Here is a 13,030-nt window from a genome sequence, read left to right as displayed (position 1 = left end):
GAACCGGGACCGACGGACCAGTCTGCCAGGACCGGCCGCATCTTCCCAAACCGGGTCGCGTTCCGGGATATTCCGGGCCCGCTCAGCGCGCGGTGGTGGCCTTGGCGCCGGCCTTCGCGGTCTGCTTCCCCGCGGTCCGCGCGGGGGCCGACGCAGTGGCCGTGGGGGCCGCCTGGGCGGGGTTCTCCGGCTGCGCGGAGACGACCTCCGGGGGGAACTCCCGGTCGGCCTTGAGTGCCGCCCAGACCTGGTCGGCCTGCGGCTGCTGCTCGACCACCCGGTTCGGGTCGCCGGGGGCGGTCTCCACCGGCAGGGTGACCATGCCGAGCTGGTCCGGCCCGATCCCCTTGAGCTCCTGGACGAGCCCCACCAGGGAGTTCACCGAGCCGAGCGCGGAGTCGGTGGTGATGCTCTTGGTCACGGTGTCGCCGAGGGACCACAGCTTGACCGGGTTGGTGAACAGGCCGGCCCCGCCGGCCTGCTGGAGCAGCGACTTCACCATCTGCTTCTGCAGCTCGATCCGGCCGAGGTCGCTGCCGTCGCCGACGCCGTGCCGGGTCCGGACGAAGGCCAGTGCCTGCTTTCCGTCCAGGTGGTGCTGCCCGGGCGGCAGGTCGAGCCCGCTGTCCTTGTCGTGGATGGCCACCGTGGTGGTCACGGTGGCCCCGCCTATCGCGTCCACGACCCGGGCGAAGCCGGCGAAGTCGATCTGCAGGTAGTGGTCCATCCGCAGCCCGGTGAGCTGCTCGGTGGTCTTGACGGCGCAGGCCGCGCCGCCGCTCTCGAAGGCGCTGTTGTACATCGCGCGCTTCACGCCGGGGACGGTCCTGCCGTTGGCGTCGGTGCAGTCGGGGCGGGCGACCAGGGTGTCGCGCGGTATCGAGACGATCTGCGCGCGCGAGTGGTCCTGGTTGACGTGCACCACCATCGCGGTGTCCGAGCGGGCGGTGTCGCCGGTGTTGCCGCCGGCCAGGTCGCCGTTCTCGCCGTTCCGCGAGTCGGAGCCCAGCACCAGGATGTTGAAGGAGCCGTCGGTGGCGGCCGGCGGGCGGGCGCCACCGAGGCGGCCGTCGATGTCGACGCTCTTGATGTTGTCGTTGAGCTTCACGTACGCGTAGACGGCCGCTCCGGTGCCGAGGACGACGAGCGCGACGAACGCGCATGCGGCCGTCCGCAGGACCTTGCGGCGGCGACTCGGGATCCTCTTGTGCTCGGCCATACGGTCCAGAGTAAATCGGACAACATGATCCAAAGGCCCCAAGTTGTCCCAACTCTGGAACAACCCGGCGGCGAACGCACGGAACCCCGGACCGCTCGCGCGATCCGGGGTTCCGTGCTTCGACAGCCGTCCGGCTACGGTCAGTCGCCCGAGCCGGGGGTGGTCTTGGCGATCTGCATCAGGAACTCGGCGTTGCTCTTGGTCTGCTTCATCTTGTCCAGGAGCAGCTCGATCGCCTGCTGCGAGTCGAGCGCGTGCAGCACCCGGCGCAGCTTCCAGACGATGGCCAACTCCTCGCTGCCGAGCAGGATCTCCTCCTTGCGGGTGCTGGAGGCGTCCACGTCGACGGCCGGGAAGATGCGCTTGTCCGAGAGCTTCCGGTCGAGCTTGAGCTCCATGTTGCCGGTGCCCTTGAACTCCTCGAAGATCACCTCGTCCATGCGCGAACCGGTCTCGACCAGCGCGGTGGCCAGGATGGTCAGCGAGCCGCCGTTCTCGATGTTGCGCGCGGCACCGAAGAACTTCTTCGGCGGGTAGAGCGCGGTCGAGTCGACACCACCGGACAGGATGCGGCCGGAGGCCGGCGCCGCCAGGTTGTAGGCACGGCCCAGGCGGGTGATCGAGTCCAGCAGGATGACCACGTCGTGGCCCAGCTCCACCAGGCGCTTGGCGCGCTCGATGGCCAGCTCGGCGACGGTGGTGTGGTCCTCCGCCGGGCGGTCGAAGGTCGAGGAGATGACCTCGCCCTTCACCGACCGCTGCATGTCGGTGACCTCTTCCGGACGCTCGTCGACCAGGACGACCATCAGGTGGCACTCGGGGTTGTTGTGGGTGATCGCGTTGGCGACCGCCTGCAGCACCATCGTCTTGCCGGTCTTCGGCGGCGCGACGATCAGACCGCGCTGGCCCTTGCCGATCGGCGACACGAGGTCGATGATCCGGGTGGTCAGCACGCCCGGGTCGGTCTCCAGGCGCAGCCGCTCCTGCGGGTAGAGCGGGGTGAGCTTGTTGAACTCGGGGCGGCCCCGGCCGCTCTCCGGGTCCATGCCGTTGACGGAGTCCAGCCGCACCATGGCGTTGAACTTCTCGCGGCGCTCGCCGTCGCGCGGCTGGCGCACCGCACCGGTGATGGCGTCACCCTTGCGCAGGCCGTTCTTGCGGACCTGGGCGAGCGAGACGTAGACGTCGTTCTGGCCCGGCAGGTAGCCGGAGGTGCGCACGAACGCGTAGTTGTCGAGGATGTCGAGGATGCCCGCGACCGGGATCAGGACGTCGTCCTCGCCGATCTGCGTCTCGACGGGGCCGGCCTCGAAGCCGTCGCGGCCACGACGGCCCCGGCGGTCGCGGTAACGGCCGCGACGGCCGCGACGGCCCTCGCCGAACTCGTCGTCGTCGTAGCCGCCCTGCTGGACCTGCGGCTGCTGGGCCGGCTGGGCCTGGCGGCCCTGCGGCTGGTCGCCCTGGCCACTGCCCTGCGGCTGGCCCTGCTGGGGCTGGCGGTCGGTGCGCTCGCGGCGGTTGCGGCGGTCGCGACGCGACTCGCGCGAGTCGCCGTCCTGGGCCTCGCCGCCCTCCTGGCGGTCGGTGCGCTCGGTGCGCTCCGTGCGCTCGCCGGTGTCGCGGCGGTCGCGGCGCTCACGGCGGTCGCGGCGGCTCTCGCGGCCGTCCTCACGGCCCTCGAAGCCGCGGGTCTCGGCCGGGCGGGCCTCGGCCTGCTTCGGCTCGGCGACCGCGACGGTGGCGGCCTCGGCCGAAGCCTCGCCGGACGGGGCGGTGGGCGCGCCGGCGGCCGAGGTGGCACGGCGGCGGGTGCGCTCGGTACGGGCCGGCGCGGCGGTCTCGGCGGCGGCCTGGACCGGGATCTCGATCTGGGCCTGCGCCTCGGCGGCGGCCGGGGTCTCGGCCTCCGCCGCCTTGGCGGCGGCCTTGGTGCGGCGGGCGGGCTTCTCGGCCGGGGCCTCGGCGTCCGCCTTGGCGGCGGTGCGCTTGGCGGCCGGGGCGCCACCGGCGGCGAGCAGCGGGTCCCCGCCGCTCTTCTCCTTGATGGTCTCGATCAGCTGGCTCTTGCGCATGCGTCCGGTACCGGTGATGCCAAGGTCCGCGGCGAGCTTCTGCAGCTCGGCCAGGACCATGCCGTCCAGGCCCGCGGCGGCGCTGCGGCGGCGCCGTGCCGGGGCGGCGGGGGCGGCGGCTGCGTCCGACGCGTCGGCGTCCGGGCGCGCGCCCATCAGATCGGTGGAGTCGCTCACTAAGGGTCCTTCCCTGGAGCGGACGTCGGCCTGTCTGGCTCGGCGACCGGTTGTGCTGTCCTGACCAACGCTCGACTGCGTCGGTCCGAGGCGGTGATCCCTCGAACGGCGGGAGCCTGTCGAGGGAGGGCTGCGAGGTGCGGTGCGTGAAGCACGGTGGTGCTGAGTGGCGCGTGGGCCGGTCGTGTGTCGACCTCCCCTGAGGGCGTAACCCCCACGCTGCCTGCGAATCCCGGGCCCCCGTCGCGTGACGGTGGCCCGCGCTCCGCCCGTCCTGGCCTCGAGGTGGGAGGCCGCGGGTGGGAGTCAGGTGCCGTCACGGCTTCGGGATGCGGCCGCATGTCGCGCAGGCAGGCTGCGTACGCGCTGCGGTGGGCTCCCGGAGAATCGTCGCCCCGTGCATCGCCGCGACTCCACGGCAGTGGAGTGCTGGGATCGGGACGCGGCGCACCGAGCCCCGGAGGGCACCTGGTGCAGCAATGAGGTTAACACTACCGACCCCCTCAGACATTCCCCAGCCTGGTGCTTGCCAATCGTGTCCGGCGGCCCCGGCTCGGCGCGGGGCCGGTGCCGGGCCCGGGCGGGCACGTCCGTGCTGCTCAGGCGTCCAGTGGGAGCACGACGGCCCCGGTCCGGTCGACGTCCAGCCGGTGCGCGGCGAACGCCGGATCGCCGCCGTGGCCGTGGTGCCCGGCGAAGGCGAGCACCTTGTCGGCGTTCGCCTCGTCGGTGAGCGCCAGGACGGTCGGGCCGGCCCCGGAGATGACCGCGGGGACGCCCTCCGCACGCAGTACGCCGACCAGTGCGGCGCTGTCCGGCATGGCGGAGGCGCGGTAGTCCTGGTGCAGGCGGTCCTCGGTGGCGGCGAGGAGCAGTTCGGGGCGCCTGGTCAGCGCCTCCACCAGCAGCGCGGAGCGGCCGGCGTTGACCGCGGCGTCGGCCAGCGGGACGGTCTTCGGCAGCAGGCCGCGGGCGGTCTCGGTGAGCACCTCGCCGGCCGGGACGAACACCACCGGGACGACCTGCGCGGCGGGCTCCAGGGCGACCGCCTTGGCGGACTCCTCGTCGGTCCAGGCGATGGTGAAGTTGCCGCGCAGGCAGGCCGCGACGTTGTCCGGGTGGCCCTCCAGCTCGGAGGCGAGGGCCAGCAGCGCGTCGTCGTCCAGCGCGGACGGGCCCCCGATGGTGACCGCGCGGGCGGCCACGATGCCGGCGCAGATGGCGGCGGAGGAGGAGCCGAGGCCCCGGCCGTGCGGTATCCGGTTGGCACAGACCACTTCGAGGCCGCGCGGCTGGCCGCCGAGCCGGTCGAAGGCGGCGCGCATCGAGCGGACCAGCAGGTGGCGCTCGTCGCGCGGCAGCGTCTCGGCGCCCTCGCCGGCGATGTCGACGGAGAGACCGGAATCAGCGACCCGGACGACCACGTCGTCGTACAGACCCAGTGCGAGTCCGAAGGCGTCGAAGCCCGGGCCGAGGTTGGCGCTGGTCGCGGGAACCCTGACCCGGACGGCGGCGGCACGGAACGCAGGACCGGCCATGCGGTGGACTCTCCTGGGGAAATCGGGCGGCGCGGAGCGCGTCGTCGTATACGAGGGTGGGGGAAAGGGCCGCAGGCCCCTCGGGGCGGGCGGTCACAGTCGTCGGCGCGGCCCGGACGGCGCCGAGCCCGGGGCATGTGCCACACGGCCGAAGCCAGAGTATCGAAGAGAGGTTCCCGAGCGGTACACCCCGTGGGCCTTCGATCTGGTGTGTTGCCGGTTCTGGCCGGAATGCGCACCCCTCTCTGTCAAAGAGCGGGGCGAAATCGGAGCGGAATGCGAAGCAGAATTGACACAAAAGTGTCAGGGGAGAACTTTGACGGGCCGACCCCCGAAAGGGTCGGCCCGTCGCAGTGTCAGACCCCGTTACCGGTCGAGCAGACCGAGGCTACGGGCCGCGGCCTCCGGGTCGACCGGGACGATCTGCGGCTGCGGCGCGCCGGCCACCGCCCAGTCCGGGTCCTTGAGGCCGTTGCCGGTCACGGTGCAGACGATCCGCTGGCCCGGGTCGACCAGGCCGGCCTCCGCCTTGGCCAGCAGGCCGGCCACCGAGGCGGCCGAGGCGGGCTCCACGAAGACGCCCTCCTGCGAGGCCAACAGCCGGTAGGCGGACAGGATCTGACGGTCCGTCACCTTGTCGATGAGGCCGCCGGACTCGTCCCGCGCGGCGAGCGCGAAGTCCCAGGAGGCCGGGTTGCCGATCCGGATCGCGGTGGCGATGGTCTGCGGCTTGAGCACCGGGGCGCCGTCCACGATCGGGGCCGAGCCGGAGGCCTGGAAGCCCCACATCCGCGGGGTGCGCGAGGCCAGGCCGTCCGCCGCGTATTCGCGGTAGCCCTTCCAGTACGCGGTGATGTTGCCCGCGTTGCCGACCGGCAGGACGTGGATGTCCGGGGCGTCGCCGAGCATGTCGACGATCTCGAAGGCCGCGGTCTTCTGGCCCTCGATCCGCACCGGGTTCACGGAGTTGACCAGGGCCACCGGATACTTCTCGGACAGTTCACGCGCAAGGGTGAGACAGTCGTCGAAGTTCCCGTCGACCTGCAGGATCCTGGCGCCGTGCACCAGCGCCTGACCCATCTTGCCGAGGGCGATCTTGCCCTGCGGGACGAGCACCGCGGAGACCATCCCGGCCCGCACCGCGTAGGCGGCGGCGGAGGCCGAGGTGTTGCCGGTGGACGCGCAGATGACCGCCTGCGCGCCCTCCTCCTTGGCCTTGGAGATGGCCATCGTCATCCCGCGGTCCTTGAAGGAACCGGTCGGGTTCGCGCCCTCGACCTTGAGGTAGACCTCGCAGCCGGTGCGCTCGGAGAGCACCTGGGCGGGGACCAGGGGCGTACCGCCCTCCAGCAGGGTGACCACCGGGGTGGCCGCGGTGACCGGCAGGCGGTCCCGGTACTCCTCGATCAGGCCGCGCCACTGGTGGGTGTGCGCGCCTCGGACGACGTTCTCGGCAACGGCGTTCATGGCTGTTCCTTATTCCCCTTCGACCCGCATGATGCTGGCCACGTCCCGCACGCTGTCCAGCGCGCGGAGCTTGTCGACCGTCGCCGACAGCGCGGCGTCGGTGGCACGGTGGGTGACCACGACGAGCGAGGCGTCGCCGTCGCGGCCCTGCTGGCGCACGGTGTCGATGGAGACGCCGTGCTCGGCGAAGACGGACGCCACCTGGGCGAGCACACCCGCACGGTCGTCCACGTCCAGGCTGACGTGGTAGCGGGTGACCACCTGGTCCATCGGCTTGGCGGGCAGCCGGGTGTACACCGAGTCCCCGGGGCCGGTGGCGCCGGCCAGCTTGTTGCGGCAGACCGCGACCAGGTCGCCGAGCACCGCGGAGGCGGTCGGCGAGCCGCCCGCGCCCGGGCCGTAGAACATCAGTCGGCCGGCCGCCTCGGCCTCGACGAACACCGCGTTGTACGCCTCGCGGACGGAGGCCAGCGGGTGCGAGAGCGGGATCATCGCCGGGTGGACGCGCGCGGTGACGGACTCGCCGTCGGACGCCCGCTCGCAGATCGCGAGCAGCTTGACCACGCAGCCCATCTCCTTCGCGGAGGCGATGTCGGCGGCGGTCACCTCGGTGATGCCCTCGCGGTAGACGTCCGCCGCGGTGACCTTGGTGTGGAAGGCGATGCCGGCCAGGATCGCGGCCTTGGCGGCGGCGTCGAAGCCCTCGACGTCGGCGGTCGGGTCGGCCTCGGCGTAGCCCAGCGCGGTGGCCTCCTCCAGCGCCTCCGAGTAGCCGGCGCCGGTGGTGTCCATCTTGTCGAGGATGAAGTTGGTGGTGCCGTTGACGATGCCCAGCACCCGGTCGACCTTGTCGCCCGCGAGGGACTCGCGCAGCGGGCGCAGCAGCGGGATGGCGCCCGCCACCGCGGCCTCGTAGTACAGGTCCACCCCGGCCTCGGCGGCCGCGGCGTGCAGTTCGGTGCCGTCCTGGGCGAGCAGCGCCTTGTTGGCGCTGACCACCGAGGCACCCTGCTTGAACGCGGACAGGAGCAGGGATTTGGAGGGCTCGATGCCGCCCACGACCTCGACCACCACGTCGATGTCGCCCCGGTTGACCAGCGCCTCGGCGTCGGTGGTGATCAGGTGCTCGGGCACGCCCGGGCGCACCCGCCCGGCCCGGCGGACCGCGATCCCGACCAGCTCCACCGGGGCACCGATGCGAGCGGCGAGGTCGTCGGCCGTCGTCGTCATGATGCGCGCCACCTCGGAGCCCACCACACCACAACCCAGCAACGCCACCTTCAGCGGTCGCGTACGCATCATCCGACTCCGCTCTGCATTCATCGTGCTTCGGTATTTCCGGCGGTTTTCCGGGGCCGCCGGGAACTTCGGTCCGTACCAGTCTCCGGGACTTTCCGTACGGATCTACGGTCGTTCCATGATCTGAGACAAGGATTTCGTCATCCGATATCGAGACGCAGGAGATCCTCCTCCGTCTCGCGCCGGACGATCACCCGCGCCGCGCCGTCCTTGACGGCCACCACGGGAGGCTTCAGGGCGTGGTTGTAGTTGCTCGCCATCGAGCGGCAGTAGGCGCCGGTGGCGGGCACCGCGATCAGGTCGCCCGCGGCCAGGTCGGCCGGCAGGAAGGCGTCCCGGACGACGATGTCGCCGGACTCGCAGTGCTTGCCGACCACCCTGACCAGCATCGGCTTGGCGTCGCTGGTGCGCGACACCAGGGCCACCGAGTACTCGGCGTCGTACAGCGCGGTGCGGATGTTGTCGGACATCCCGCCGTCCACGCTGACGTAGGTGCGCAGGCCCTCCAGCGGCTTGACGGTGCCGACCTCGTACAGCGTGAACGCCGTCGGGCCGACGATCGCCCGGCCCGGCTCCACGCTCAGCCGGGGGGCGTCCAGGTTCGCGGCGGCGCACTCGCGGCGGACGATGTCGGCCAGCGCGGCCGCGATCTCGGCCGGCTCACGCGGGTCGTCCTCGCTGGTGTACGCGATGCCGAGGCCGCCGCCGAGGTCGATCTCGGGCAGCTGGACGCCGTGCTCGTCGCGGATCTGCGCCAGCAGGCCGACCACCCGGCGGGCGGCCACCTCGAAGCCGGCCGTGTCGAAGATCTGCGAGCCGATGTGCGAGTGGATGCCGCGCAGCTCCAGGCTGTCGTGGCGGAGCACCCGGCGCACCGCCTCGGCGGCCGCGCCGCCGTTCAGGGAGAGGCCGAACTTCTGGTCCTCGTGCGCGGTGGCGATGAACTCGTGGGTGTGCGCCTCGACGCCGACGGTGACCCGGATCAGCACCTGCTGGCGCACGCCCTGGCGGGCGGCGATCGCGGCGAGCCGCTCGATCTCCTCGTAGGAGTCGACCACGATGTGCCCGACGCCGGTCTTCACCGCGTGCTCGAGCTCGTCCACCGACTTGTTGTTGCCGTGCAGCGCGATCCGCGCCGGCGGCATCCCGGCGGCCAGCGCCACGGCCAACTCGCCCACGCTGCACACGTCGAGGTTGAGGCCCTCCTCGTGCAGCCAGCGCACGACCGCCTTGGAGAGGAACGCCTTGCCGGCGTAGTAGACGTCCGCCTCGGTGCCGAAGGCGTCCCGCCAGGCGCGCGCCCGGGACCGGAAGTCCTCCTCGTCCAGCACGTACGCCGGGGTGCCGAACTCGGCTGCCAGCCGCCTGACGTCGATCCCGCCGACGGTGGCCACGCCCTCGGCGTCGCGGGCGACGGTGCGCGACCAGACCTTGGGGTCGAGCGCGTTCAGGTCGGCGGGCGGGGCCTGGTAGTGGCCCTCGGGCAGGACATCGCCGTGACGGGGGCCTGCGGGGTGTGCGGAACGGCTCATCGATCCTGTCCTTCGGGGCCTATGGCGAGGGGCGGCGACGGTCTCCGTTGACCGTCAGCCGCCCCCGCCGTGCGCTTGGGGGTGGTGCCTACATCCGCTCGGGCGCCGAGACGCCCAGGAGCGTCAGGCCGTTGGCGAGCACGGTGCGCGTCGCCTCGACCAGCCAGAGGCGGGCGTGCGTGAGGTCCGTGGCCTCGTCGTCGCCCTTGGGCAGGACCGGGCAGTTGTCCCAGAAGCGGTGGTACGCGCCGGCCAGGTCCTCCAGGTAGCGGGCGACCCGGTGCGGCTCGCGCAGCTCGCCGGCAGCGGCGATGACGCGCGGGAACTCGCCGAGCTGACCGAGCAGGTCGGTCTCCCACTCCGTGCTCAGCAGCTCCGGTTTGAAGTCCGCCGAGCGCGTGATGCCCAGGTCCGCCGCCTTGCGCTGCAGCGAGGACATCCGGGCGTGCGCGTACTGGACGTAGAAGACGCGGTTCTCGTTGGTCTGGCTGGTGAGGACGTTGATGTCCAGCGTGATCGTCGAGTCCGTGGAGGAGCGCGCCAGGGTGTAGCGGGCGGCGTCCACGCCGATCCACTCGACCACGTCGTCGATCGTGATGATGTTGCCCGCACGCTTGGACATGCGGACCTCTTCGCCGTCGCGAAGCATCTTCACGAACTGGCCGATCTTCACCTCGATGTTGTGGTTCATGTCGTCGCCCGCGCAGGCCGAGATGGCCTTGAGGCGGTTGACGTAGCCGTGGTGGTCCGCGCCCAGCATGTAGAGCGCGACCTCGGCGCCGCGGTCCCGCTTGGACAGGTAGTACGCGGCGTCGGCGGCGAAGTAGGTCTTGTCGCCGTCGGCCTTGATCAGGACACGGTCCTTGTCGTCACCGAAGTCGGTGGTGCGCAGGAAGATCGCACCGTCCTGCTCGAAGACGTGGCCCTGCTCGCGCAGCCGGTCGAGGGCCTTCTCGACGGCGCCGGACTCGTGCAGCGTGTTCTCCGAGAACCACACGTCGAAGTGGGTGCCGAACTCGTCCATCGAGCGCTTGATCTCGGCCACCATGAGCTTGAGGCCCTCGGTGCGGAAGACCCGCAGCTGCTCGTCCTCGGGCAGGTCGAGCACGCCCGGGATCGCGTCGGTGAGCGCCTTGGCGATGTCGACGATGTACTCGCCGACGTACCCGCCCTCGGGCACCTCGCGGCCGTTCGCGGCGGCCTGCAGCGAGGCGGCGAACTTGGTGATCTGCACACCGGCGTCGTTGAGGTAGTACTCGGTGGTGACGTCGGCGCCGGAGGCCCGCAGCACGCGCGCCAGCGAGTCGCCGACGGCGGCCCAGCGGACGCCGCCGATGTGGATCGGGCCGGTCGGGTTGGCGGAGACGAACTCCAGGTTGATCTTGAGGCCGTTGAGCGCCTCGTTGCGGCCGTAGGCCTCGCCCGCCTCGACGACGGTGCGCGCCAGCGCGCCCGCGGTGGCGGTGTCCAGGGTGATGTTCAGGAAGCCCGGACCGGCGATGTCGACCTTGGCGACGCCGGTGATCCCGCGCAGGCGCTCGGCCAGGACCTCCGCAACGGCTCGCGGCGGCTTGCCGGCCGCCTTGGCGAGCTGAAGGGCCACGTTGGTCGCGTAGTCGCCGTGGTCCCTGTTCTTGGGCCGCTCGACCGTCACGTGCTCGGGCACGGCGACGGCCAGCTCGCCCGCCTCGACGGCGGTGCTCACTGCGGCCTGGATTGCCTGGGAAAGGTCTGCGGGGGTCACGACGCCAAGCGTAGGCGAGACGGGGTACCCGCCCGCCACCCGGTTTACCGGTTGAGACGCCCGGAGGCGCCGACGCGCCGTCCGCCCCGGGGTGTCAGCCGCGTTCCGTACGCTCTGTTCGCTCAGGGCGAAACCCGTCGGGCCGGCCGGTGAGCCGCATCAGGCGCCGGACCAGCGCCACCAGGTCGGCCGGGTCGAAGGGCTTGCCGAGGTAGCCGTCCACACCGACGGTGTCCCCCAGGTCCAGATCCGCCGGGGTGCAGGCGCTCACGATCGCGATCGGCAGCCGGCTGGTGTCCGGCGTCGCGCGCAGCCGGGCCGCCGTCCGCAGGCCGTCCAGTCGCGGCATCATCACGTCCAGGGTCACCACGTCGGGCTCCACCCGGCGGATGACCTCCAGGCACTCGGCGCCGTCGGCGGCGGTCACCACCTCGAAGCCCTCGAGCTCCAGGTTGACCCTGATCAGCTGGCGGATCACCTCGCTGTCGTCCACCACGAGGACCCGCCCGGACACTCCCGACACCTCACCGAGGTTATCCGCGGCCCCACCGCCCCGTCCGGCCTTTGGACACTTCCGCTCCCCCGCCGCCCGTCGCCACCCCGACGATCTTCCGGGAAACCCGTGCACGGACCGCTGCCGAAGCCTGGTAGTGTTCATTCCGTCGGAACGCGGAAGCGTCCGACAGGCCGACAGGCCCCCGTAGCTCAGGGGATAGAGCACCGCCCTCCGGAGGCGGGTGCGTAGGTTCGAATCCTACCGGGGGCACTCTTCGCGAGAGTGTAACCAGGGCCCAGATCAGTGGAGTTGATCCACGGATCTGGGCCTTCGTCATGTTCCGGGCCTGCCGCTCCGGCCCGGGGGCCGGACGGGCGGGCCGGGTCAGGACGCGGTGGCCTCGGCCTGGATGTAGAGGGCCGCGATGGTGTGGTCGAAGTAGGCGCTGTAGGAGACGTCGTCGGAGTCGCCGCCCTGCTGGTAGCCGCCGATGGCGCCGACCACGTCGCCGGTGGCGGTGTTGATCCAGGGGCCGCCGCTGGTGCCGGCCGGGTAGGCCGGGCACTGGATGACCCGCTGGTAGGTGCTCTGCCGGCCGGTGGAGTTGGTGCAGAGGTCGGGCGTCTCGGAGTCGGCGGGGTAGCCGTACAGGCGGACGGGGGCGTCGACGGGCTCGTCGGCGCCCAGGTGGTTGCCGCCGACCACGTCCTCGACCTTGCGGCCGTTGCTGGGGGCGGTCTCCAGGATCGCGAAGTCCTCGTCCACGTCGCCCTTCTGGGACCAGCCGCTGGTGGTGTGGATCGCCGTCACCCGCCAAGTGCCGTACGGGGCGGAGCCGTCGCGGTAGCCGGGGGCGAAGGTGACGCCGTCGGTGCCGGTGAGGCAGTGCGCGGCGGTCAGCAGCAGGTTGCCGGTGGCGCTGTGCAGCACGCTGGCGGTGCAGAAGTGGTTGCCGGCCGCGACCGATCCGCTGAACAGCGCGCCGACGGTGGCGGTTTCGCGGGCGTCGGCGGGGGCGGGGGCGGTGGCGCCGAGGGCGGCGCCGGAGGTGGCGGGGGTGGCGGTCGCGGCGGCCGTCGGGGTGTCGGTGTTCGTGGGGACGGGCGCGGGGGTGGGCGAGGACGTGGGCGCGGGCGGGTCGCTCGGGGTCGGGCTGTCGGTCGGCGCGGGCGCCGCGACCGGGGCGGCCGCCGCCTCCGTGCCGGTCGGGTCGGGCGCGACAACGGCGGTGCGGGTGCTGCGGGCGGCCTTTCCGGCGGCCGTCGCGTCGGACAGGTCCAGCATGTGCGTCCCGGTCACCACGGCGGCCACCACGACCGCGGACAGCGCGGCGAACAGGGAGGGGGCCAGCAGGCGTCGGCGGCGGGACCTCGGGAGGCGGTGCTGACCCATGCCTGGCTCTCCTGCCGGGTTCGGTGGCGGCGTTCGGTCAACGACTATGCCGCCTCCGCCTGGAAAGGTCGTTATCGAAGGCTGGGATCCTGAT

9 protein-coding genes and 1 tRNA gene are annotated in these 13,030 nt (G+C 72.1%); 1 reads left to right on the top strand and 9 read right to left on the bottom strand.

The annotated features are described in order from the left end of the window. Positions 1–82: 82 nt before the first annotated feature. From ACZ52J_RS11120 to ACZ52J_RS11085, 8 genes are all read right to left on the bottom strand, one after another. Positions 83–1,219, bottom strand: a complete 1,137-nt coding sequence (locus ACZ52J_RS11120) for an LCP family protein (RefSeq protein ID WP_465617630.1) — start codon at positions 1,217–1,219, stop codon at positions 83–85. A gap of 140 nt (positions 1,220–1,359) precedes the next feature. Further along, the gene (rho, locus tag ACZ52J_RS11115; RefSeq protein WP_465617628.1) at positions 1,360–3,468 is read right to left on the bottom strand and encodes a transcription termination factor Rho; all 2,109 of its coding nucleotides are present in this window, start codon (positions 3,466–3,468) and stop codon (positions 1,360–1,362) included. Positions 3,469–4,067: 599 nt separating this feature from the next. Next, a complete protein-coding gene (gene thrB, locus ACZ52J_RS11110; RefSeq protein WP_465617626.1) occupies positions 4,068–5,006 on the bottom strand; it encodes a homoserine kinase in 939 nt (312 codons plus the stop codon). A 366-nt stretch (positions 5,007–5,372) separates the two neighbouring features. Then, positions 5,373–6,473 (bottom strand): threonine synthase, encoded by a 1,101-nt coding sequence (thrC, locus tag ACZ52J_RS11105; RefSeq protein ID WP_465617624.1) that lies wholly within the window; start codon positions 6,471–6,473, stop codon positions 5,373–5,375. Positions 6,474–6,482: 9 nt separating this feature from the next. Then, on the bottom strand, positions 6,483–7,775 hold the full coding sequence (locus ACZ52J_RS11100; RefSeq protein ID WP_360498600.1) for a homoserine dehydrogenase: 1,293 nt from the start codon (positions 7,773–7,775) through the stop codon (positions 6,483–6,485). 137 nt (positions 7,776–7,912) lie between these two features. Beyond that, a complete protein-coding gene (gene lysA / locus ACZ52J_RS11095; protein ID WP_465617622.1) occupies positions 7,913–9,304 on the bottom strand; it encodes a diaminopimelate decarboxylase in 1,392 nt (463 codons plus the stop codon). 88 nt (positions 9,305–9,392) lie between these two features. Beyond that, positions 9,393–11,048, bottom strand: coding sequence for an arginine--tRNA ligase (gene argS, locus ACZ52J_RS11090; RefSeq protein WP_360498596.1), 1,656 nt, complete (start codon positions 11,046–11,048; stop codon positions 9,393–9,395). A gap of 94 nt (positions 11,049–11,142) precedes the next feature. After that, on the bottom strand, positions 11,143–11,562 hold the full coding sequence (locus ACZ52J_RS11085; protein WP_360498807.1) for a response regulator: 420 nt from the start codon (positions 11,560–11,562) through the stop codon (positions 11,143–11,145). 180 nt (positions 11,563–11,742) lie between these two features. Between ACZ52J_RS11085 and ACZ52J_RS11080 the strand changes: the two genes are divergently transcribed. Then, positions 11,743–11,814: transfer RNA gene (locus ACZ52J_RS11080), tRNA-Arg, on the top strand. Positions 11,815–11,928: 114 nt separating this feature from the next. Here ACZ52J_RS11080 and ACZ52J_RS11075 read toward each other — a convergent pair. Further along, positions 11,929–12,936 carry a trypsin-like serine peptidase gene (locus ACZ52J_RS11075; protein WP_465617620.1) on the bottom strand — a complete coding sequence of 336 codons (1,008 nt, stop codon included), beginning with the start codon at positions 12,934–12,936 and terminating at the stop codon, positions 11,929–11,931. Between the last annotated feature and the right edge of the window lie 94 nt (positions 12,937–13,030).

It is taken from the genome of Kitasatospora sp. NPDC034035 (genome assembly GCF_055575755.1).
Note: the sequence above shows the minus strand (reverse complement) of the source record. Positions and strands in the feature narration are given on the sequence as shown.